This window comes from Streptomyces zingiberis (assembly GCF_012034935.1).
Lineage (GTDB): Bacteria > Actinomycetota > Actinomycetes > Streptomycetales > Streptomycetaceae > Streptomyces > Streptomyces zingiberis.
In genome coordinates this window covers 86,432-107,509 of sequence record NZ_JAATEN010000006.1, presented here as the reverse complement: position 1 = coordinate 107,509, position 21,078 = coordinate 86,432, and the positions used below count along the sequence as shown (strand labels likewise).

Sequence of the window (21,078 nt, the reverse complement as noted above, 5' to 3'; positions counted from 1 at the left end):
TCCGGGGTTAATTCGCATTGGTGCGTGGAAAATTTACCACCGCATGCTCTACCTTCAGTAGCGCGAACGCTACACATCGCAACGCCGGAAGTGCACCGCGCGAGCGTGCCCGCCTGCCCTGGGACGGTTGGGCACGCGGCCAGGGCGCCGAATCGCTCATCCCGCCCATGGAGTTCGCCATGCCCGAGATCCCCCTCGTCCCCGCCCACTGGCGCTTCCCCGCCCACCCCACCTCGGTACGCCAGGCCCGCCAGGCCGTCGCCGCAACGCTGCCGCGAGCCCTCCACCCCCACCTCGGCGACGACCTCGGCCTCCTGACCTCCGAACTGGTCACCAACGCCATCCGCCACGGCGCCCGCAGCGAGGACGAGAACCTGATCGAACTCGTCCTCTGGCCGGCCGACGGCCACTACTGGCTGGCCGTCTCCGACCCCGGCACCGGCAACCCGGTCCTCACCCACCCGCCCGCCGACTCCGAACACGGCCGCGGCCTCCTCCTCGTCGACACCCTCGCCACCACCTGGACCGTCCGCCCCCGCCCCGTCCGCGGAACCTCCGTCATCGCTGGCTTCTCCTTCCGCCGGGGCGGTTGACCAGGCAGGCCCGCCGGCCGGGAGGGAACAGAAGGCCAGACGGGCCAGATCGCCTCGTCGCAGCCGTTCCCCTCCCGGCAGATCATCGGGTCGGCCCCACCGCGCCTTTGGTCGAGCGACTGGCACCAAGTCGGAACCTACGAGTACGGTTCCGGAGGCCGCTTCGTCTCCTAGCATCTTTGCTCGTCAGAGCTGCTCAAGGAGATACGTGGGGCGCTCTCGTCCACAAGTAGTCCGCGAGACCGGCTGAGTGGCAGAAGGGCCGAGGCGACCTGAAGAACACCATGCCAGGCACGGACAGTGGTCGCTGGGGCACTCACATGAGCCAGCCTCGAACCTACGCTGATTCGGGACTATTGGCCGCGAGGCGCCGCTTCAGCCGCAAACAGTGCTCGTTAGTCGGCTCCCTCTGCAGTCCCTCGGTCACCCAACGATCAGCGGATGCCGTGTCCTTGTCGTCGTACATGCACAGCCAGGCGAGTCGAGATAGATCTGTCGCATCACCTTCCGAATTTCGGGCTTCGAGGAGTTCACGCATCCTCCGTACGATGTGACGCCGCTCGTCGGCGTCCAGGACAAGCTCTTTTCGGTGCAGCAGTCCGTTGAGTCGGGAGGCGGCGGAACTAAGGTCGTGAAATGGCGGCTTTGCCAGTTCCGCAAGCCGCAGTCGGGCGTTCATCTCCGCCAACGGTTCCTCTGTTGCGCGGTAAAGCGTGATGAGCAGTCCCCACCCGTACTGGTCATCGGGGCAATTCTCTACATATCGGTTAACGGCTCGGATTGCCGCAGTGTTGTCAGACATCTGATTGCGCTGAAACTCTGCCAAAGTCAACCAGGCCTTGGGGTAACCCGTCGCCATGTATTCGATGACGGACAGTTCTTGCCTGATGTCTTTCCCGACCTCCATTTGCCTTGCTGCGAACCTGGCTAGCCGTTCGATTCGTGAGGCGAGGCCATGAGCTGCATCAGTCGTCGGTCCGAATTCCTGAATCAGCTTGAGGTCTGAGTTGACGGCTATCCTCATTGGGCTAGTCACAAGCTTCTTCTTGCCGAACAGCGAAGCAGCAAGAGGCACAGAGAGGAACTCTTCGCCAGTCGCCCCCTGGGAGGACATCACTTCAATCAGAGAGCGCTGTTCTAGCTCAGCTATTGCTCCCTCCACATCAAGTCGATCGTTCTCGGGGCGTAGCAATACGGCCTCAAGGCCGAGGCGAGGAACCAGCGAACGCCAGCCGCAGAGCGTGAGAAACACTCTTTGCGCTGCGGAGGAAAGCGAGGCAAAGGAGCGCTCGAAGAGTGCGTCGAGCATAGCGTCTTTGGCTGCGACGACCCTCTTCACGGTAACCCTGCGTCCCGCTTCGGCGATCTCGCCTAGCAGCACCTTGGTGATATACGGGTGACCGTCCGACTCGCGGAAAAGAGATTCTTCGTACTCCGCATCAAGAAGAGAAGCGATACCCAATCTGCCTGCGATGGTTGCGACAAGTTCCGAGTACTCTCCACGGCGCATACCACCAACTTCGATGGGGTAGTCAGCTTTAAACTCACGCGTCCGCGTCGTAATGAGCACCTTGTTGGGAAGTCTCACTGAATTGCTGACAAACTGGTAAAGTTCGGCCTGTTCTCGTACGGTTTCGAAGTTGTCGAATACGAAAATAAAAGGACCCTCGTCGGCGCTGCCAGAAAGACAGTCGGCAAGGTACTTCCGGGACTCCTTCGATTTGCGAGCTGACGAATGAGCCATTAGCTGCGAGAAGTCCAGTGCAATGTCGTCCGTGGAAAGCACATCGGGCCGTACTACTTTGGGTCCCTCAGAGAGTAGGTCGATGTCCCTGGCACTGAACCACACAATGCCGAAGAACTCGTCCATGTGGGCTATTTTATGTAGCACTTCTAGGGCAAGCGATGTCTTGCCTACGCCGCCTCGACCCTGGAGTGTGATGACCGGGTAGCGGTCGTCGCAGAGGCGTTCGGTGAGCTGCTGTTCAAGTTCGGCACGTTGCACGTAGTGCTCGTGGAGGGGCGGCATGTTGCTGAAGAGGTTGCCAACGTTCGCCATGTCCGGTTGCGCCGCGGTCTCGCTGCGTGGTTGCGCCTCGACGGGCAGAAGGTAGGAACTGCCGTCTCCGGAGCGCCGCTCGTCGCTGATGTAGGAGAGCGTCTCGTACTTTCCGTTCCGGAAGTTCCCGTTGGGCAAGAAGAAGTCTGTGAGATCAGGGTCTGTGAAAAGCAGCTCGCAGGGTCGTGGGCTCTCGAGATCGACGTAGGTGCCGTCGGGCAGATTGTGCTCGCTCTCACGCGCCAGGTAGGCGAAGCCTTCGTGACCGTTCCCAAAGGGGCTGACACGATATTTGCCGGACAGGTTGCGCCGCAGGTGGACCCAGGAGCGACTGAAGGCTGGCGCATTGTTGATGACCTCAACGAGTGATCTTGCTAGTTGAGGACAGATGACGGAGAGCGTCGCTCCGCGGGGTGCACCGTGACCACGAGTTCGGTTCCTCAGCCAGCTGAAGTCGTGGGCCCACCTGCGGAAGCTCACCTTCTTCCCAGACGTGTCCTCATAGTTTGAGTCCAGGCAGGTGCAGACACTGTTTAGTGCGTCGACTGCCTTACGCTGCCAACTATCGCTATCCGGCCCAAGAGCGATGGTGATTGCGCGCTGCGAATCCCGGCCGGCGTGAACAAAGTGCTGGCTGGCCGGGCCGGAGGCGAGCTGGTCGAGTAGCTCGGCCCATCGACCGATGCTGTCGGCCCTAACCAGTTCTGAAATGGCAGCGTAGCGGTGCTGCTCTCGGTCTGCCTGAAGTGCAGCAAGGAGTTCCACGACCAGCACCTTGATGATCATCTCACCCATGTAGAGGAGATCAAAGAAGTACGCTGTGTCTGATTCCTCCCGAGCGAGGTTTGCTCGCTCGAGCATACGGCTGACGGGAAGAAACGTACTTTTAGCCATGAATCCCCCTGATTCCTTGCGCATACGATCTGGCAGGAGGCTTGGCGCCCGTACCGTGTCCCCCACCACCTGCTGCACCCGCATCCTATGCGGGTGCGAAGTCGGTTACGGCGTCTTTCGCATGCTCTGTCTCATGACAGGACGGGCTCCAGAAGAAGCGCCGCCCTCTCGGGGCGTGCGGCACTGCGGGCAGACTTCAGGCTCTGGTTGGGTCGGCCGATCCCGGTGGTGCCGTACTGCTCTTCGGCGAGTGTGTTACCGAGAAGGCCTCGTCGCCGCCCGCCCGGCGATACTGCCACCCGGCCGCTTCAACGTGCTGACCACGATCACCGGTGGTGAGGGCGCTGCGGCAGCGGGTGCAGGCAAGACCTGGCTTGTCCACGGATGGTCCACTGCCGGAGCTGCCGCCGGTGCGAGCCTGGCAACGATTCGTGTCCCTAGTTCTGAGGCGACCTACGGAATGGGATTCATGGCGCAGGGGGCTGGCGGGGGAGAAGCGAGTCGGAGCCGAACTCGACCGCTTGAGGCGTCACGGCTGGCATGTCCTGCACTCCATACCTCTGGCCAACGACGTTGATCTCGATCACCTGCTCATTGGGTTCAGCATCAACACCAAGTACCACCAGGGGAGAGCCGTGTGGGTGGGCGACGACTCGGTGAAGGTCGATCACGGCAAGCTGGCGCCCTACGCGCGCAAGAGTCGGGCGGAGGCCCGTCGCGTCGCCAGGGTCCTGGAGACCTACTGTCCGTTCCCCGTGCCCGTCGAGCCGGTCCTCGTCTTCGTCGGGGTCGCCGATCTGAAGGTGGTCGCCATGCAGCTGAGCGTGCGGGTGTACCAGGAGCGCCAGGTGTCGGCTCTCGCGCCGCTCTCCGGTGCGCTGAAGCCCGATCAGGTCGAGCAGGTCTACAGAGTGGCTCGGCATCGACAGGCGTGGCGGCAGGCTTGAGCCGAGTACTGAGTCGCCCGCGGCCGGTCTCGGCTAGCGTTGTGGCCGCCTCCCGCTATTCGGGGGCTCACCTGCGGCGATGCTTCAAGATCCCGTCCACGCCTCGTTCACAGACCTCGACATAGAGCCGCTTCGGGCCGCATACGCCTGCACATACGCGAAGACCCCGGCCTCAGCGTTTCCGCTGGTGACGGGGTCTTTGGGCACCTCATACAGGGTACCCCCGGCAGGATTCGAACCTGCGCACACGGCTCCGGAGGCCGTCCCGGCGGCAGGTCCCGGACGCCTCTGACCTGCCGGTATGGCCTCGTTGAGAGGCCAGTCAGAGAAGATCATTACGCCCCTACTACGTGGGCGGGCTGTCGTGGTGGCTCCGCCGGGCGGTAGCGTCAACGGCATGGCTGAGGGGAACGAGTCGGGCACCGACCAGCGCGAGCACTTCACGGAGGAGACCGCGGGCGCGGCCCTGCGGTCAGCGTGCGAGTCGGCCGGGCTGGACGCGGCCGGGGCGGAACTGCTGCGGCTCGGCTCCAACGCGGTGTACCGGCTGGTGGCCTCCCCGGTGATCGTTCGCATCGCCCGTGACCGGGACAGCCTGGAGGAGATGGAGCGGGCCGTTCGTGTCGCGCGCTGGCTGGCCGAGGAGGACTTCCCGGCTGTGCGCCTGGTGCCGGGGGTGGGTCAGCCGGCCACCGTGGACGGCCACGTCGTCACCTTCTGGGAGAACGTTCAGGACCGGGAGGAGTACGCCACCCTGGAGGAGCTGGCGGATCTACTCCGCCGCCTCCACTGGCTGAAGGAACCCGAGTCGCTGGGCCTGCCGTACTTCGACCCGTTCGCCAAGGTGTGGACCTCGCTGCGGAACCTGCGCGGGGTCGTGGACGAGAAGGACCGGAGCTTCCTGGAGGAGCGGGCCCAACGGCTGAGCAAGGAGTATGACCGCCTGGACTTCGTCCTCCCCTTCGGCCTGATCCACGGGGACGCGAACATCGGTAACGTGCTCCGGCACCGCAACGGGCAGGCGGTCCTGATCGACCTCGACGGCGTCGCCCTGGCGCCACGCGAGTGGGACCTCGTCCTCACGGCGCTGTTCTACGACCGCTTGGGCTGGCACTCGCGCGGCCAGTACGAAGCGTTCGTCCACCGCTACGGCTTCGACCTGATGAACTGGCCCGGGTACTCGGTCCTGGCGGACATCCGCGAACTGATGATGACGCTGTGGGTCGGCCAGCAGGTGCCCACGGACGAGCGCTTCGCGGCGGAGTTCCCCAAGAGGGTCCGGGCGATCAGGACCGACGGCAGCCGGAAGGACTGGCAGGCGTTCTAGCCCCGGCCTATGCCCGGTGGGACGGCGGCGCGGCGGCAATCCAGAGGCGGTGTTCCGCGGCCTGCTCGTTCAGCTCCCGCACGGCCGCCATGTTGCCCAGCTCGGCCAAGTGGGTTCGGAACTCGGCGAGATAGCTCACGCAGCGGCCGGACTTCAGTTGCTCGCCCAGGTCCAGGGCCTCCAAGGCGACCTGGCAGGCTTCTTCCGGCTCGCCGGCCCGTAGGTGTGCGTCCGCGAGAACCATCGTGGCGAAGAAGTCACTGCGGACGTGGCTGCCGCTCATGGCGTTCTCGGCGTGGGCCACGGCCTGCCGGGCGCTGTTCACGTCCCGGAAGCAGTGGGCGGCCTCGGCGGCCAGCTCGGCTTGGTCGAAGTAGCTGATCCACTCCGGCTCGTCGCCGTGGTTGCGGCTCTCCAGCGCCCTCGTGGCCTCAGAGAGCGCCCGTTCGCACCCGCGTCGGTCCCCGGTGCGTGCCAGGGCGCGGGCCTCCATCGCATGGAACTGCGCCATCAGCGTCGGCGTGGCCACGCCGGAGATGCCCATACGCGCCGCTCGCGCCAGAGTGGCGGCCGGTGTGTAGCGGCCGAGGAAGGTCGCCTGGTGGCTCATCGCGGACAGGATGCTCCCCGCCAAGCGCCGGTCCTTCCCGTCCTGGGCGAACCGCAGCGCCTGGAGGAAGTACCGCTGGGCGAGTCCGTGGTGACAGGCGTCGTAGGACATCCACCCGGCAAGGAGCGTTGCCTCCGCCACGGTGGAGAAGAGGGCTTGGCCCACCGACTCTTTGTACCGGCCGCCGAGGAGAGGGGCCACATCGCGGCTCAGGTACTGGATGACGGCGTGCCGGGCATGGTCACCGCCGAATCGGTCGTCGAGCTGCGCGAACATCTCGCTCGTCGACTTGATGGCGGCGACATCGGCCAGACCGACCCGGATGCCGCTCCCGTCGTGCCCACCTGGGGGTGCCGGTTCCGGGGCGACGAGCCACCGGAGCGACGCCTCGTTCCACGCGGGCTCGGACGGCTCAGACTGGATCAGGGGCTCATATCCGTTGAGGTCCGCCTGCCAGAGCTGCCCAACCGTACTCATGGCGGCTTCGGGGCTCACGGGATACTCGGCCTGGAGAAACTGCGTGTCCTGCCGAGTGAGCTGACTCAACCCCAGTTCGGCGGCCGTGAGTTGCAGTGCCTCACACAGCAGAGGGCCGTAGAAGTCGTCCGGGCTACCGTGCCCGTTCTCCCAACTGGCGATGCGGCGCTTCACACTGGCCTCGGCCGGCAACACCTGGCCTCGACGTACGGCGATCCGCCGTAACTCGGCGATCAACCGCGTCTGACTCCACCCGCGCCCCTTGCGCGCGGTCTTGATCAACGCTCCCGTGGGCTGTGCGGGCCCTGTCACTGGCTTCCCCTCGAACGGAACTGGCCTCGACGGTACTTCCCATGACTCTACGCACTCAAGGGGTCACGATCACTGCTCCGCAGATGACGACCGGCGCCGGAGAAGCTGACGGGGGATGACGCGGCGCCCCGTTGCTCGTCATCCCCCGTCACCCCTCGTCATCTGCCCAGCCCAACCCCTCCGGCAGAAAGCTGGTTCCACGAGCCCCCGACGGGTTACGGAATGACTGCCGAGGTGGGATGACATGGAGCGAGTGACCAGGCTGGGCGTGCAGTGGCTCGCCGTGGCCGCGGACGACGGAATCGCGTGCCAGGCGACATGGGCCGACAACCCCCGTGAGCCCTATCTGCTGGCGGTCGGCCGCATCTTCGAAGTCGTGGTGATAGACGAACGGGCCGGCCTGGAGACCTTCGATCAACTCCGCCGCACCAACCTGCCGGTGGGCCCCGTGATGGCGGACTGGGCATCCCATCAGGTCGGCTTCTTTCTGCCGCCGCGCTCCGAGAAGCAGTTCGCGAACCTCGTGCACTGCGAGAGCGCGCGCCACAACTGCCCGCCCCCGGCGTACAAGTACCTCGCCTACGGAAGCCATATCGTCGTACCGGGCCCGATGATGCTGAGCGGCGACCGCTTCCAGTGGCTCCGGGCACCCGGAAAGCGCTCCAAACGCGGCTACCTGCGCTGCGCCTCCCTGGCGGCCATGTTCGTAGCGGCCTCCTCGCTGCTCGCCAGCGCCGACCGCTACAACGAGAGCGCTCACGATCCGGCCGAGGCGGAAACGCTCGCCGCGGGGGTCTCCCGTGTATGACGACGGCTCCGACCCCCAGGACTCCGCCACGTGGTCCCCGATCGACAGCCGCGAGTGGTACCAGGCTCGTGAGGCGGCGGGCTCCCTCCGGGATGTACTGATGGCCGCGGGCATGGAACGCGACTTCCCGTACCTCCGCGCGGACCTCAACGCCTTCGGGCAAGGCTTCATCGAACTCGGGCGGATCTCTCCGGAGACGGCGGAGCGGGTGGCTCACCTGCTGCGGCTGGCCCTGACCTGCCCACAGGACGCGAACACCGGCGGCAGCCCCGATCGTCGCCCGAACTGATCACCGGACCGACCAGAGGCAGAGGAGAACACGACATGACCGACGCGCGAGGAGTGTGCCAGCGGTGGGCAGAGGCCCTGTCTCCGGCGGTGCCCTACGTACGCGGCTGGGCGGCTGCGAAGCGAGGCGCTGACGCCCTGGCCGAACAACTGCGGGCGCTAAGCCTGGACACCGACTTCCCCGGCCTCCGCGCCGACGTGAACGTCTCCGGTGAAGGCGTGGTCCGGCTCGGCATGATCCGCCCGGACGCGGCACAACTCCTTACCTGTCTGCTGACCGCCGGCCTGTCGGTCGAGATCGCTCAGAAGCTGGAAGAGACGGACCCCGGTACGCCGGGCTCGGAGTGCTCCGCAGCCTGAAGAACAGCCGTCGGTCGGCGATCGGCCCCGCGCACCACTGTTGCCTTCGTCCTCGTAGGCAGCCGGTGTGCGGGGCCTCCGCGCGTGACTGTGGGCAATCCGCCGCATGGCCGGGACCGGCGCCCCAGCGCCGCAGCCCGGCCGATGCGGCGGAGTGGAACCCTGAGCCTGGGAAGCACCGGCGGTCTTGGGGCGGAAGTCGGGCTGACCTGTACACATGCCCGTCCCCGCAGTTCCAAGAACGGACCCGACGTAACCGCTCTTGCCCCGGGTTCACCGCCCCTTCTGGCACGCATCTGGCACGTACCTTCACCCAGTCGCGGCTCTGGGGACCTCAGCCACAGAAAGTCAGCCACGACGGCGGGTGCGCCGACTGACCAGGCGCGCGTATGTCTCGCGGTACCGACCACCGGGCTCAGCCACGGTGCTCGGTTGTGACCGTGACCACCGCGAGCCGGTAGATATGAGCGCTGCACGGGCCGCCACTCCGCCGAACTCCGCAGCCGTCTCAAGGCCCGATAGACAGACGCTGGCATTCAGGAGGTGATGAGGCTTTCGAGGAAGGAGGCCGACCATTGAGAGAGCCCAAGACCTTCCCGAGAGGATCCGAGGCCACGAGCGGTGAGCCGGCCGCCGAGGACTTGACGGGATCAGCCCCATTGGGTTTGTCCCGTCGGCATGATGATCGTCATGCAACCAGAAGTTCTCTCAGGTCTCATCGGCTTCGGCGGCGCCTTGGTCGGTGGTGCCGCATCCTTCGGTGGCGTGTGGCTCACCCTCTCCCACCAGAGGCAGCTGGCCCGGGAGGCCCGCCTTGCGGAGATCGGCCAAGAAGCAGCGGACAAGGCCCTGAGCGAGCTGATCACGCTCGGGGAGTTTCTGGCATCAGTCAGTAGCGACGTCGCCACGATGCCCACGGACGAGCGGGCGTCATACCTGGACACCGTGTTCGGCCACATGGAGAACGTCGAGAGAGCTGTGGCCCGCATCCCGAACCGGGAACTCCGCGACCGCGTGAAGTCCCTCCTTATCATGATGAGACGGTTCAGGGCTGCCGGTGTCCGGCACTTCTTCGCGGTGAGCTGGCTTGCGGAGCTAACGGACGAGCTGACCGACCTCCTGTCGGCCTACATCCGTTCCGACCCCCTCCCGTCACTCTCCGAGCGGACAGAGGAGAAGCAGCGCAGAGTCACCAAGCACGAGCTGGACCAGCGGCGTCGCTTCGAGCTGATGCAGGACCCCGACCCTGCCAACGTCGACCCGCGAGAGGAAGACAACACGTCTTCGCCGTCATGACGCCCGTCAGGAAGTAGGGAGACGATGCAGACAGAAATCTTGGTCGGGCTCATCGGGTTCAGTGGTGCCGTGGTGGGAGCCGGAGGTGCCCTGCTCGGCGGATGGTTCCAACAAAAGCATCAGGCCGCGGCGATGCGCGAGCAGCAGGAAGCTGCCAGAGCCAGTCTCTTGGAGGAGCGCGGACGAGCCGCAGGAGAGAAGGCCCTGTCCGAGCTGTACGCCCTCCGTAGACACCTGAACGACTGCGAGCTGAGGCCCGTCCCCGAAGAGCGTCAACCCTGGCGTGTCATCGCTCGGGGGTTCATCGACGAAGCCGAGCTGGCGGTAATGCTGATGCCGAACGCGGGAGAGGTGCAGTCCCGAATCACAGAAGCTGCGGGACTGATTACGGAGACCCTGATGATCGGGCGGGAAGAGGCGCGGCAGATGACGGATCGAGAGCATCTCACGCACGTCCACAAGTGCCTTGCCGGGACTTTGGAGGCTATTGGGGCACTGTCCGCCTTCATGCGCGGAGACCCACTTCCCGAGCCCGGCCGACTGCTTCGCAGGCACCTCGAACAGCACCAACGACCCCACGGCGGTGTCCCGTGAGAGGATTCCGAACGTGAAACTGATCGAGAACACCGAGGCACGACGGGTGGAGGCGCTCAGGGCCCTTGTCCCTCGGACTCAGGCCGCCCTGGGGCAGTTCTTTACCCCTGCATCAGCCGCCGACCTGATCGCCTCGATGCCTCGCCTGGACGCGCTGAGCAATACCGTGCGCGTTCTGGACCCCGGCGCCGGGGTCGGTTCGCTGGTCGCCGCACTGGCGACCCGACTGCACGAAGAGCGCCCTGACCTGGACGTTCACGTGGTTGCTGTGGAGATCGACCCGCAGGTCGTGCCCTACCTACGGGCCACGCTCGAGGAATGCAGGGCAACCTACGGCACCACGTTCGACCTCGTGCAGGGCGACTACCTCACTTACGATGACGCACTCATCGACGGGCCGTTCGACCTCGTCGTCGCCAATCCACCCTATGGAAAGCTCGCCGCAGGCAGCCTGCACCGTACGAGCATTGCGCGCCACCTGGTCGATACCAGCAACATCTACACGGCCTTCTGGGCCAGGGCTACGGCCGCCCTTGCCCCCGGCGGCCAGATCTCGATCATCGTGCCCCGCTCCTGGGCCAACGGCACCTACCACCGCGCCTTTCGTCGGTGGATGCTCGACCGCACCAGCATCGACCTCCTACACGTCTTCGAGAGCCGCAACACAGTCTTCGCCGACACTGGTGTCCTCCAGGAAAACGTCATCGTGCTTGGTACACGAGGCGACCAGCAGCCACAGGTCGTCCTGTCGGCGTCGATCGCGCACGACGACGCCCCGCTGCGCCGCATCGTCCCGTTCGATGCCGTGGTCCTGCCCGGGGACCGCGAGCGGTTCGTCCGCTTCGATGACTCCGCTGTCGTGCCGCCGGCCGTCTCCTTCACCTTGGCCGACCTGGGCTTGAGCGTCAGTACGGGCAAGGTCGTCGACTTCCGCAATCGCGAGCACTTGACCGAAGACCTCAGCGCCGACGGCGTCGTGCCGATGGTCTACCAGGCCAACGTGCGCGGCGGAGAGGTCGAGTGGCCACAGCGCTCAGCGAAGAAGCCGCAGGGCTTCGTCCCCAGTACCGAGGCCGCCCGCAAACTGCTCCTTCCTGAAGGGCACTACGTCGTCATCAAGCGCTTCTCTGCGAAGGAGGAGAAGCGGCGCGTGGTCGCGGGCGTCTGGAAGCGCGACGGCCCGGTGGCCCTGGACAACAAGACCAACTTCCTGCACGAGAAGAAGGGGCCTATCGACCCTCAGCTCGCGCACGGGCTGATGCTCTGGCTGAACTCCTCGACGCTCGACGCGATCTTCCGCACCTTCTCCGGGCACACCCAGGTCAACGCCGGGGACGTCAAGACGCTCCCCTTCCCCTCCCGTGACGACCTGGTGCGCTTGGCGCAGAACGCGCCGGAATGGCTCCCGGAACAGGCGAAGCTCGACGCCCTCGTGGCTGACTTGTTCCCGGCTGTCGTAGGCTCGACAGAGTGATCAGCACTTTACGAGCCTCCGTCGACAACGCCAGCGCCCTACTGCGAGCCTTCGGCTTCGACAGGGTCCGCTGCAATAACAGGTCCGCCCTGACGGCCCTCGTGCTGCTCGGCCTGGAGCCCGGCGAGCCGTGGGATACGGCAACCAACCCGCGTCTCGGCGTAACGGAAGTCATGGGTGTCATTGCGGAGAAGTGGGGCAAGGAGTACGCCCCGAACTCGCGCGAATCCTTCCGCAAGCAGACGCTCCACCAGTTCGTCGACGCGGGGTTCGCTGAGCACAACTCCGATGCTCCCGAAGGGCGCGCGGTCAACTCCTCCAAGAACAATTACCGGATCGCTCCTGCTGCTCTGTCCGTAGTGCGTCTCTTCGGCACCCGGGGGTTCCACGACGCCCTCGACGCCTGGGTGGCCGAAGCTCCCACCCAGCAGGCCGCTTACAAAGCCACCCGCGAGATGCAGATGCTCCCGGTCACGCTGCCGGACGGTTCTCTGTTCCGCCTCTCTCCCGGTGGCCAGAACCCCCTGATCCGGAACATGGTTGAGGAGTTCTGCCCTCGTTTCGTCCCCGGCGGACAGGTGCTCTACCTGGGGGACGCCAAGGATCACCGCTACGACATCCGCCAAGACGACGTCTTCGCACGTCTCGGGCTGGCCTTCGACGAGCACGGCAAGAACCCGGACCTCGTGGTCTACGACGAGCAGCGCGGTTGGCTTTTCCTGATGGAAGCCGTCACGTCTCACGGACCGATCGACTTCGGACGGCGTGAGCACCTGAAGAAACTGTTCGCGACGGACAAGGCAGGGTTGGTGTTCGTGAACTGCTTCCCGAACCGTGCCACCATGCGCAAGTGGTGGGATGACCTGGCATGGGAGACCGAAGCCTGGGTCGCGGACGCGCCCGACCACATGATCCATCTGAACGGCTCACGGTTCCTCGGCCCCTATGAGTGACCCTTTCATCGCGCTTCTGAATGGCCCCCGTCCAGTCCGCCGCCGACCACACACCGTGGAGCGAGCGTGGTTTAGGGCGTCAAGGTGGAGCGCGCCACTGTACGAATGACCTTGACGCCCCGGGTCGCGTCCGCTCGGCTCTGCCTGGGGCGACGGTGGACGGAATGGGAGTTCCCCGCGAACGCCCCTTACGGGTTTGTAGTCGGCGACGGTACCTCGCATCCCGGTGCTATCCGATCCCCCGCCGCAGACATCGCTCTGGTCTTGACCGGCCCTTGTACGGTATGCGACTCATGTGATTCGGCATTCGGCTCGCCCGCCTAGGCGCGGTGCGGGCGCCGGCCGGGCTGGAGCGGGGCGGAGACAGGAGCGCAGGCCCGGCCGGGGGCCGGGCCGCGCGCGGTGAGCGGAGCGAGCCGCCTTGATGATCGTAGAGAAAGTCTGAGCCACGCAGTCAGAGGCTGTAGGACAACTCCAGGTCGTCGCCCGGGACGTGGAACTCCTCCAGGGCAAGCGGCTTATCTGCGGTGTTGAGGGCTACGCGGAGGATCTGGAGCATCGGGACGCCGTCCGGGAGGCGGAGGGCCTGGGCCTGGTCCGGAAGGGGCATCCGGGTGCGGACGTACTCCGTGAAGTGGAGTTCGTGGCCCAGCTCGGTCAACGCCGTGTAGAGGTGTGGGGCCGGCGGTGGGGCCTGGTCCTCGTACTTGGTGTCGAGGAGTACGGAGAACGGCACGTAGGTGCGGTGGAGCTGGCGGAGTCGGCCCCGGTCCGCGGTCTGCAAGGCGTCGTAGGTGTAGAGCGGTTCGCCCGGCGGGATGCGGAGCAGATCGGCCAGGGCCAACGGGGCGTCCGTGCGCGTAGCCACGGGGTCCTCGGCGTTCTCCCAGCGGAGGCCGTCCGCCTCGGCGTAGTGGCCGTTCGGCTCGCGGCGCAGACCGCGTGGGCGCGTAAGGCTCGGGCGGCTGTGGGGGGAGCGGACGAACATCCCGCGGCCCATCATGACCTCGACCAGGCCGGCGGCCCGTAGCTCCGCGATGCCCTGACGCACGGTCGGGCGCGTGACGCCGAACTGCTTGGCGAGGACTTCTTCCGACGGGAGCGGCTGGCCGGCCGGGTAAGTGCCGTCCAAGATCCCGCGCCGCAGGTGTTCCGCGATCTGGCGGTACTTGGCCTGGGCTTTCTCCGATTGATTCCGGAGATCCCGCTCCGGAGGTGGCGGCCAGGGCCGGCCACTCGGTGGAAGTCCTGCTCAAGATCTACGCCAAGTGCATCGACGGCCAGGAGCAGGAGATGAATGACCGGATCATGAAAGGACTCGACGAGTAGAACCCGAACACCCCCGATAGATGACCGGTCACCCGGCCGTTAGACGAGAGCCCCGGCGGCCCCGGGGCTCTCGTCGTTCCCGGTTCCGTACAGTGAGGCCGAGGCTGCCGCGAATCCCGTTCTGAGCTGCGGCGACGGCACTCCGGTCTACTACGCCATTACAACGTGATCACTGTCATCGGGCTGCTTTCGGCGGCATCCGCCTGCGCATACGCGAAGACCCCGCGTCCAGCGTTGTGGCTGGTGGCGGGGTCTTTTGGCACTTCGAGTGAAGTACCCCCGGCAGGATTCGAACCTGCGCACACGGCTCCGGAGGCCGTTGCTCTATCCCCTGAGCTACGGGGGCGTGTCATCCGCTTCGCTTCGCTTGCGGCGACGGGTAGAACACTACCAGCTCTCCGGGGGTGACCATGAACGCGATTGGTGGGGTAGGGGCGGGCGAGGGGTGAGCCCGGTGGCGGCGTCGTCGGGGGCGGTTGCTCGGCTCCGGACCGGAGGTGGTGGGCGTCGGGCCGAGGGGTGAGCGGCTTGCGTGGTCACGTCGGGGTCGGGGGCGGGTGCGGCTTCCCGGGGCCGGTTGTTCTGTGGGGTTCCGCGGGCGGTGACGCCGGGGGAGGCGGTGGTGCTGTTCTCGGCGGCCCCGCGGCCCCGCGGCCCCGCGGCCCCGCGGCCCCGCGGCCCGGGCGCCGTGAAGGTGGCTGCGTGCGGGGTGGGTGTCCCGGGAGCGGTGGGTGTGAGGAGTGCGGGTGGTCGTGGGGTGGTGGGGGAGGGGAGGGGGTCGGTCCGGTTGGGGCCGGGGGCTTGTAGCGCATGGGGTGGGGCCGGGGCCGGGATGTGTGGGAAACGTCCCCCGCAGGGGGCGGAAGTGCGGAAAAGCAGGACGCCGGTGCGGTTCCGCGCCTACTCTCGAGTTGTGCCTGGCTCGTCCGCGCGGGTCCTTGTGGTTGACGACAACAAGGTGATCCGGCAGTTGATCAGGGTCAACCTCGAACTGGAAGGGTTCGAGGTCGTGACCGCGGCCGATGGTGCCGAGTGTCTGGACGTCGTACGTGACGTGCGTCCCGATGCCGTCACCCTGGATGTAGTGATGCCTCGCCTCGACGGGCTGCGTACCGCCGCCCGGCTGCACGAGGACCCGGAGACGCGGAACCTGCCCATCGCGATCATCAGCGCCTGCACCCAGCAGGAGGTCAACAACGGGCAAGCGGTGGGCGTGGACGCCTTTCTGGCCAAGCCCTTCGAGCCCGCCGAGCTGGTCCGGGTCGTGCGGAGGCTGGTGCGGGGCGGCAAGAGGGCCCCCGGGGAGCCGCCGGGCGGTGAGCTTCCCGGCGGCACCGAGCCCTTCGCCCACCCCGCCGGCTGAGTCCCACCCCCTGCGATGAACCCCCCTGCGATGAATCCCACCCCCCTGCGATGAATCCCACCCCCCTGCGATGAATCCCACCCCCCTGCGATGAATCCCACCCCCGTGCGGTGAGTCCCGGCCCGGGCCTCTCGGCTCGGCGGCCGTCCTGCGTGGCGCCGGTTACCTGTCGGCCTCCGGTTCTCGGGTCATCCTCCGTGTCCGTGTCAGCTTCCACGGGTCCACGTCGTGCCTGTTTCCCCGGCGGCCGGGGCCGTCGGGGAGGGTGGTGGCGGTGGTCGGGTTCGTTCCGTCGCGTCGTGGGAGTGGTGGGGGCGAGCGCGTACTTCGTCCGAGGTGAGCGGGTCGGGTGTCTCGACGGCATCCGGGCGGGAGTCGTGTCGGCGGGAGGGCCGGATCGGGGGGTGCCGTCCCGGCCTGTGGAACGGTTCGGTGGTCCGGCCGCCGACTCCCATACGCTGGTGGCGTGACCCCCGCCCAGCTCTCCCGGACCGTGTTGCGGAGCGTCCGCGAGGCCGTCGCGGACGGCGAACTGAGCGTGCCGCTGCCCGAGCGGGTCGCGGTCAAGCGCCCCTCCGGCGGTGGCCGGGGTGACTACGCCACCGCGGTCGCCCTCCAGCTCGCCCGGCCCGCCGGGCTTCCCCCGCTCGGGGTGGCCGGAATTCTGCGGTCGCGGCTCGCCGCCGCCCCGGGGATCGAGCGGGTCGAGATCACGGGGCCGGGGTTCCTGAACGTCACGCTCGCCGACGAGTCCGGTGCCGCGGTGGTGCGGGGCGTGCTGCGGCGCGGCCTCCGGTACGGGCACGCGGAATCGCCGGACGGGCCGCCCGGCGCCGTCGACCTGGTCTTTCCCGCGGAGGTGCGGGCCACTGTCGTGGCTGACGTGCTCCGCCGCCTGCTCGGGGCGCAGGGAGTTTCGGCTCGTCTCCGGTGTGCGGGTGTGCCCGAGGGGGAGTGGGGTGCGCTCGGGGTGGACGTGCGCGCCGTCGCTCCCGCTGCCGGGCCGGCCGTCGCTCCTGCCATCGAGCCCTCCCGCGCGCCCTCCGTGGGCGGCGCGCGCCCCGCCGTTTCCGGCCAGGTGGGGGAGGTGCGGGGGGAAGGGGACGCGGTCGCGGTGACCGGGATCGTCGCCGTCCGGCCCGTGCCCGCCGCCGACTCCGCCGCCGGGCTGCTCGCCGTGCTCGGGCCCGATGCCGCCCGGTGGGCGCTGCTCCGGCCCGCCGCGCACGGCCGTCCGGGCACCGGGCAGGCGGTCCACGAGCTGCTGGTGCAGCGCGAGACCAACCCGCTCTTCCGCGTGCGGTACGCCCACGCGCGCACCCGCGCGCTGCTGCGGAACGCCGCCGACCTCGATATCCGGCCCGTCCCCGGTGATCCCGGCGTGACGGGCGCGACCGGCACGGCGGTCGCATCCGCGTCGTGCCGCCCCGGCTCCGTACGGGAGCTGCTGGCCGCCATCGGCGATCACCCCGCCGTCCTGGAGGCCGCCGCGCGCCACCGCGAACCCGACCGGGTCGCGCGTCACCTGGAGCGGGTCGCGGACGCCTTCTTCCGCTTCCACGACGACTGCCCCGTCCTCCCGCGCGGTGACGAGAAACCCACGGCCGCCCACCGGGCCCGTGCCGCTCTCGTCGAAGCGGCCGGGACGGTGCTCGCCGGCGGCCTGCACCTGCTCGGCATCGACGCACCTGACCATCTCTGACCCCGACCGGTTCTCCGTCGGCTGCCCGGCTGCCGGGTCGCCCGGTCGATCGGGTTGCCGGTCCTCCGGTTCTCCTGTGGGGCGGTTGCCCGTCGGCCGGTTCCGTGCCGCGACGTCAACGGTGACGTCGGACATCGGACATCGGACGTCAACGGCGACGTCGGTGGGCGGTGAGGGGGGCGGTTGCACCGCACGGTCGCATCGTCGCGATCGTGGCCCCCGCCCGGCCGGGAGTCCGTAGTCTGGAGACGGGCCTTACGGACGAAACGGACGGCAGGCTCCGTGTGGTCGCGCGCTCCGGTCGCCCGCCGCCGAAGAGCCCGCCGCCGAAGGCGAGACCCCCGGAGACGTCGGCCGTCGCCCCACGCCAACCTGTCGCAGGCCACCGAACAGCCCCGAACCGCCAGCCCCCGAACCGCCAGCCCCCGAACCGCCAGCCCCCGAACCACCAGCCACCGAACCGCCAGCCACCCGACCACCACCGTCACCAGCAAGCACCACCACCACCCGAGGAGTCCCAGAGCCGCCATGAGCCGTTCCGCACACCCCGCCGGGCCCCGCCACGGCGACGTCCTCCCCGAGGGCCACTACGTCGCCCCGCCCGCCGACCTCAACGTTCTCGACCCGCGCGTCTGGTCCCGCACCGTCGCGCGGGACGCCGACGGGGTCGCGACCGTCGGCGGCATCCCCGTCACGCGGCTCGCCGAGGAGTTCGGCACCCCCGCGTACTTCCTCGACGAGGACGACTTCCGCGCCCGCTGCCGCGCCTGGCACGACGCCTTCGGCGGCGGTGCCGACGTCTTCTACGCGGGCAAGGCGTTCCTCTCCCGCGCCGTCGTCCGCTGGCTGTACGAGGAGGGGCTCAATCTCGACGTCTGCTCCGCCGGCGAGCTGAGCACCGCCCTGGCCGCCGGGATGCCGGCCGAGCGGATCGCCCTGCACGGCAACAACAAGTCCACCCGGGAGATCGAGCGGGCCGTCGAGGCCGGTGTCGGGCGGATCGTCCTCGACTCCTTCCAGGAGATCGCCCGGGTCGCGCACATCGCCGAGCGCCTCGGGCGCCGTCAGCGCGTGCAGATCCGGGTCACGGTCGGCGTCGAGGCGCACACGCACGAGTTCATCGCCACCGCGCACGAGGACCAGAAGTTCGGCATCGCCCTCGCCGACGGCCAGGCCGCCGAGGCCGTCCGCCGCGTCCTCAAGCTCGACAGCCTCGAACTGGCCGGGATCCACTCGCACATCGGCTCGCAGATCTTCGACATGGCCGGGTTCGAGGTCTCCGCCCGCCGTGTCGTCCAGCTCCTGGCCGAGGTGCGGGACGAGCACGGGGTGGAGCTGCCCGAGATCGACCTCGGCGGCGGCCTCGGCATCGCGTACACCTCCGAGGACGATCCGCGGGAGCCGCACGAGATCGCCAGGTCCCTGGCCTCCATCGTGACGCGCGAGTGCGAGGTCGCCGGGCTGGCGGTGCCGCGGATCTCCGTCGAGCCGGGCCGGGCCGTCGTCGGCCCGACGACGTTCACGCTCTACGAGGTGGGCACCCTCAAGGAGCTGCCGGGGCTGCGTACGTACGTCAGCGTGGACGGCGGCATGTCCGACAACATCCGTACGGCGCTCTACGACGCCGAGTACTCGGTGTCCCTCGTCTCCCGTACCTCCACCGCCGGGCCCATGCTCTCCCGCGTCGTCGGCAAGCACTGCGAGTCGGGGGACATCGTCGTCCGGGACGCCTTCCTCCCCGCCGACCTCGCCCCCGGCGACCTGCTCGCCGTCCCCGCCACCGGCGCCTACTGCCGCTCCATGGCGAGCAACTACAACCACGCGCTGCGCCCGCCGGTGGTGGCCGTGAAGAACGGCGAGGCCCGGGTGATCATGCGCCGGGAGACGGAGGAGGACCTGCTCCGGCTGGACGTGGGCTGACGAGACGGCCCCCGTCGCCGTATCCGTCCTCGTCCCTGTCGCCGTCCCCCCGTCGTCGGCGCCGGCACCGTCGCAGGAGGCGCCACGGCGCGCGCCCGAGCGGGCTTCTCGCCGTCCGCCCCGCGCGCCGTGGCGCGCCTCCGTGCCCCCGCCGGGAATCTCGGGATCCGGACAAAGCGCGGAGCCTCGCGAAAGGTGGGTGAGACTGGAGGGCAGCCGGGTGTGCGCGGCGGACCCGGGACGCGACCGAGCGTCCCGTCCCCGGCGTCCGTCCCCGGAGCGGCCGGGAACGCTCCGGCGGCCCGCCGGAACACGAGCGACCGGAACCGGAAGGTCACCGGGGAACCCGGGCCTCGGCAACAGGAAGAACGGCCGGCCGTACGACCGGCGGACAGGACCGGCGGACAGGACCGGCGGAACAGCCGGAAGAACACCGGAAGAGCAGAACGCGGAGAGACGAGGTCGGATGATGCGTACGCGGCCGCTGAAAGTGGCGCTGCTGGGCTGTGGAGTGGTCGGCTCCGAAGTGGCGCGCATCATGACGGCGCACGCGGACGATCTCACGGCGCGCATCGGGGCCCCCGCCGAGCTGGCCGGTATCGCGGTGCGCCGCCCCGACCGGGTCCGGGCGGGCATCCCCCGGGAACTGATCACCACCGACGCGACGGCGCTGGTCAAACGCGGTGACATCGACGTCGTGGTCGAGGTCATCGGCGGCATCGAGCCCGCCCGCACCCTGATCACCACCGCCTTCCAGCACGGCGCGAGCGTCGTCTCGGCCAACAAGGCGCTGCTCGCCGAGGACGGTGTCACCCTGCACGCCGCCGCCGAGCAGCACGGCGCGGACCTCTACTTCGAGGCGGCCGTCGCCGGTGCCATCCCGCTGGTCCGCCCGCTGCGCGAGTCGCTCGTCGGCGACAAGGTCAACCGCGTGCTGGGCATCGTCAACGGCACCACCAACTTCATCCTCGACCGGATGGACACCGGCGGCACCGGCTACTCCGAGGCGCTGGACGAGGCGATGGCGCTCGGCTACGCGGAGGCCGACCCGACCGCCGACGTCGAGGGGTTCGACGCCGCCGCCAAGGCGGCCATCCTGGCGGGGATCGCCTTCCACACCCGGGTCCGCCTGGACGACGTCCACCGCGAGGGCATCACCGAGGTCACCGCCGGTGACATGGCCTCCGCCCGGCGCATGGGCCGCACGGTCAAGCTGCTGGCGATCTGCGAGCGCGCCGAGGACGGCCGCTCGGTCACCGCCCGCGTCCACCCCGCGATGATCCCGCTCGACCATCCGCTGGCCTCCGTCCGCGAGGCGTACAACGCAGTGTTCGTCGAGGCCGAGGCCGCCGGCCGGCTGATGTTCTACGGCCCCGGCGCGGGCGGCGCGCCCACCGCCTCCGCCGTGCTCGGCGATCTCGTCGCCGTCTGCCGGAACAAGCTCAACGGGGCGCGCGGCCCGGGGGAGTCGGCCTACTCGCGGCTGGCGGTGAGCCCCATGGGCGAGGTCGTCACCCGCTACCACGTCAACCTGGACGTCGCCGACAAGCCCGGTGTCCTGGCGCAGGTGGCGGCGGTCTTCAACGAGCACGGAGTCTCCATCGAAACCGTCCACCAGCAGGTGCGGGACGGCGGTGAGGCCTCCCTCGTGGTCGTCACGCACCGGGCGAGCGACGCGGCCCTGACGTCGACGGTCGACGCGCTGCGGCGGCTGGACACCGTGCGCGGCGTCGCGGGGATCATGCGGGTCGAAGGGGAGTGAGGAAGGAAAC

At 68.2% G+C, this 21,078-nt stretch carries 17 protein-coding genes, 2 tRNA genes and 1 pseudogene; 15 read left to right on the top strand and 5 right to left on the bottom strand.

The window, feature by feature from the left end:
- The first annotated feature begins 179 nt into the window (after positions 1-179).
- Positions 180-593, top strand: a complete 414-nt coding sequence (locus HCK00_RS09890) for an ATP-binding protein (protein ID WP_168101447.1) — start codon at positions 180-182, stop codon at positions 591-593.
- A gap of 337 nt (positions 594-930) precedes the next feature.
- Here HCK00_RS09890 and HCK00_RS09885 read toward each other — a convergent pair whose 3' ends face one another.
- Positions 931-3,513, bottom strand: coding sequence for an NB-ARC domain-containing protein (locus HCK00_RS09885; RefSeq protein ID WP_168101446.1), 2,583 nt, complete (start codon positions 3,511-3,513; stop codon positions 931-933).
- Positions 3,514-3,878: 365 nt separating this feature from the next.
- On the opposite strand from HCK00_RS09885, the gene HCK00_RS09880 reads away from it, so the two are divergent.
- A complete protein-coding gene (locus tag HCK00_RS09880; RefSeq protein WP_311765240.1) occupies positions 3,879-4,493 on the top strand; it encodes a nuclease-related domain-containing protein in 615 nt (204 codons plus the stop codon).
- A gap of 218 nt (positions 4,494-4,711) precedes the next feature.
- On the opposite strand, the gene HCK00_RS09875 is transcribed toward HCK00_RS09880, so the two are convergent.
- A tRNA-Arg gene (locus HCK00_RS09875) sits at positions 4,712-4,799 on the bottom strand.
- 91 nt (positions 4,800-4,890) lie between these two features.
- On the opposite strand from HCK00_RS09875, the gene HCK00_RS09870 reads away from it, so the two are divergent.
- Complete coding sequence (locus HCK00_RS09870; protein ID WP_168101445.1) at positions 4,891-5,820, top strand: phosphotransferase enzyme family protein; 930 nt, start codon at positions 4,891-4,893, stop codon at positions 5,818-5,820.
- 7 nt (positions 5,821-5,827) lie between these two features.
- Here the strand turns inward: HCK00_RS09870 and HCK00_RS09865 are convergent, their stop codons facing one another.
- Positions 5,828-7,219 (bottom strand): NsdA family TPR-like regulatory protein, encoded by a 1,392-nt coding sequence (locus HCK00_RS09865; protein ID WP_168101444.1) that lies wholly within the window; start codon positions 7,217-7,219, stop codon positions 5,828-5,830.
- A gap of 244 nt (positions 7,220-7,463) precedes the next feature.
- Here HCK00_RS09865 and HCK00_RS09860 point away from each other — a divergent pair, with 244 nt between their 5' ends.
- From HCK00_RS09860 to HCK00_RS28430, 7 genes are all read left to right on the top strand, one after another.
- The gene (locus HCK00_RS09860; RefSeq protein ID WP_206320146.1) at positions 7,464-8,027 is read left to right on the top strand and encodes a bifunctional DNA primase/polymerase; all 564 of its coding nucleotides are present in this window, start codon (positions 7,464-7,466) and stop codon (positions 8,025-8,027) included.
- Positions 8,020-8,316 (top strand): hypothetical protein, encoded by a 297-nt coding sequence (locus HCK00_RS09855; RefSeq protein WP_168101443.1) that lies wholly within the window; start codon positions 8,020-8,022, stop codon positions 8,314-8,316. Before HCK00_RS09860 ends, HCK00_RS09855 begins: the two co-directional genes overlap by 8 nt.
- A gap of 35 nt (positions 8,317-8,351) precedes the next feature.
- Positions 8,352-8,675, top strand: coding sequence for a hypothetical protein (locus tag HCK00_RS09850; protein ID WP_206320145.1), 324 nt, complete (start codon positions 8,352-8,354; stop codon positions 8,673-8,675).
- A gap of 690 nt (positions 8,676-9,365) precedes the next feature.
- Complete coding sequence (locus HCK00_RS09845) at positions 9,366-9,971, top strand: hypothetical protein (protein ID WP_240965433.1); 606 nt, start codon at positions 9,366-9,368, stop codon at positions 9,969-9,971.
- Positions 9,972-9,995: 24 nt separating this feature from the next.
- Positions 9,996-10,565 (top strand): hypothetical protein, encoded by a 570-nt coding sequence (locus HCK00_RS09840; protein ID WP_168101441.1) that lies wholly within the window; start codon positions 9,996-9,998, stop codon positions 10,563-10,565.
- A 13-nt stretch (positions 10,566-10,578) separates the two neighbouring features.
- Positions 10,579-12,039, top strand: coding sequence for an Eco57I restriction-modification methylase domain-containing protein (locus HCK00_RS09835; RefSeq protein ID WP_168101440.1), 1,461 nt, complete (start codon positions 10,579-10,581; stop codon positions 12,037-12,039).
- Positions 12,036-12,992, top strand: a complete 957-nt coding sequence (locus tag HCK00_RS28430) for a BsuBI/PstI family type II restriction endonuclease (RefSeq protein WP_206320144.1) — start codon at positions 12,036-12,038, stop codon at positions 12,990-12,992. The genes HCK00_RS09835 and HCK00_RS28430 overlap by 4 nt, the downstream gene beginning before the upstream one ends.
- A gap of 454 nt (positions 12,993-13,446) precedes the next feature.
- On the opposite strand, the gene HCK00_RS09825 is transcribed toward HCK00_RS28430, so the two are convergent.
- The gene (locus HCK00_RS09825; RefSeq protein WP_168101617.1) at positions 13,447-14,151 is read right to left on the bottom strand and encodes a GntR family transcriptional regulator; all 705 of its coding nucleotides are present in this window, start codon (positions 14,149-14,151) and stop codon (positions 13,447-13,449) included.
- A gap of 29 nt (positions 14,152-14,180) precedes the next feature.
- Between HCK00_RS09825 and HCK00_RS28150 the strand changes: the two are divergent.
- Positions 14,181-14,321: pseudogene (locus HCK00_RS28150) on the top strand (tyrosine-type recombinase/integrase); the annotation flags it as partial.
- Positions 14,322-14,595: 274 nt separating this feature from the next.
- Here the strand turns inward: HCK00_RS28150 and HCK00_RS09820 are convergent.
- Positions 14,596-14,667: transfer RNA gene (locus tag HCK00_RS09820), tRNA-Arg, on the bottom strand.
- Positions 14,668-15,153: 486 nt separating this feature from the next.
- On the opposite strand from HCK00_RS09820, the gene HCK00_RS09815 reads away from it, so the two are divergent.
- The 4 genes from HCK00_RS09815 (at position 15,154) to HCK00_RS09800 (ending at position 21,068) form a co-directional block, all read left to right on the top strand.
- Positions 15,154-15,684 (top strand): response regulator, encoded by a 531-nt coding sequence (locus HCK00_RS09815; RefSeq protein ID WP_168101439.1) that lies wholly within the window; start codon positions 15,154-15,156, stop codon positions 15,682-15,684.
- Positions 15,685-16,150: 466 nt separating this feature from the next.
- Positions 16,151-17,386, top strand: coding sequence for an ArgS-related anticodon-binding protein NrtL (gene nrtL / locus HCK00_RS09810; RefSeq protein WP_168101438.1), 1,236 nt, complete (start codon positions 16,151-16,153; stop codon positions 17,384-17,386).
- Positions 17,387-17,914: 528 nt separating this feature from the next.
- Positions 17,915-19,306 (top strand): diaminopimelate decarboxylase, encoded by a 1,392-nt coding sequence (lysA, locus tag HCK00_RS09805; RefSeq protein ID WP_168101437.1) that lies wholly within the window; start codon positions 17,915-17,917, stop codon positions 19,304-19,306.
- 466 nt (positions 19,307-19,772) lie between these two features.
- Positions 19,773-21,068 carry a homoserine dehydrogenase gene (locus HCK00_RS09800; RefSeq protein ID WP_168101436.1) on the top strand — a complete coding sequence of 432 codons (1,296 nt, stop codon included), beginning with the start codon at positions 19,773-19,775 and terminating at the stop codon, positions 21,066-21,068.
- The last annotated feature ends 10 nt before the right edge of the window (positions 21,069-21,078 follow it).

Bases quoted from the DNA above. Each gene is read 5' to 3' on its own strand.
- HCK00_RS09890 (WP_168101447.1), top strand. From the start codon at position 180: ATGCCCGAGATCCCCCTCGTCCCCGCCCACTGGCGCTTCCCCGCCCAC.
- HCK00_RS09885 (WP_168101446.1), bottom strand. From the start codon at position 3,513: ATGCTCGAGCGAGCAAACCTCGCTCGGGAGGAATCAGACACAGCGTAC.
- HCK00_RS09870 (WP_168101445.1), top strand. From the start codon at position 4,891: ATGGCTGAGGGGAACGAGTCGGGCACCGACCAGCGCGAGCACTTCACG.
- HCK00_RS09860 (WP_206320146.1), top strand. From the start codon at position 7,464: ATGGAGCGAGTGACCAGGCTGGGCGTGCAGTGGCTCGCCGTGGCCGCG.
- HCK00_RS09850 (WP_206320145.1), top strand. From the start codon at position 8,352: ATGACCGACGCGCGAGGAGTGTGCCAGCGGTGGGCAGAGGCCCTGTCT.
- HCK00_RS09845 (WP_240965433.1), top strand. From the start codon at position 9,366: ATGCAACCAGAAGTTCTCTCAGGTCTCATCGGCTTCGGCGGCGCCTTG.
- HCK00_RS09840 (WP_168101441.1), top strand. From the start codon at position 9,996: ATGCAGACAGAAATCTTGGTCGGGCTCATCGGGTTCAGTGGTGCCGTG.
- HCK00_RS09815 (WP_168101439.1), top strand. From the start codon at position 15,154: ATGTGTGGGAAACGTCCCCCGCAGGGGGCGGAAGTGCGGAAAAGCAGG.
- lysA (WP_168101437.1), top strand. From the start codon at position 17,915: ATGAGCCGTTCCGCACACCCCGCCGGGCCCCGCCACGGCGACGTCCTC.
- HCK00_RS09800 (WP_168101436.1), top strand. From the start codon at position 19,773: ATGATGCGTACGCGGCCGCTGAAAGTGGCGCTGCTGGGCTGTGGAGTG.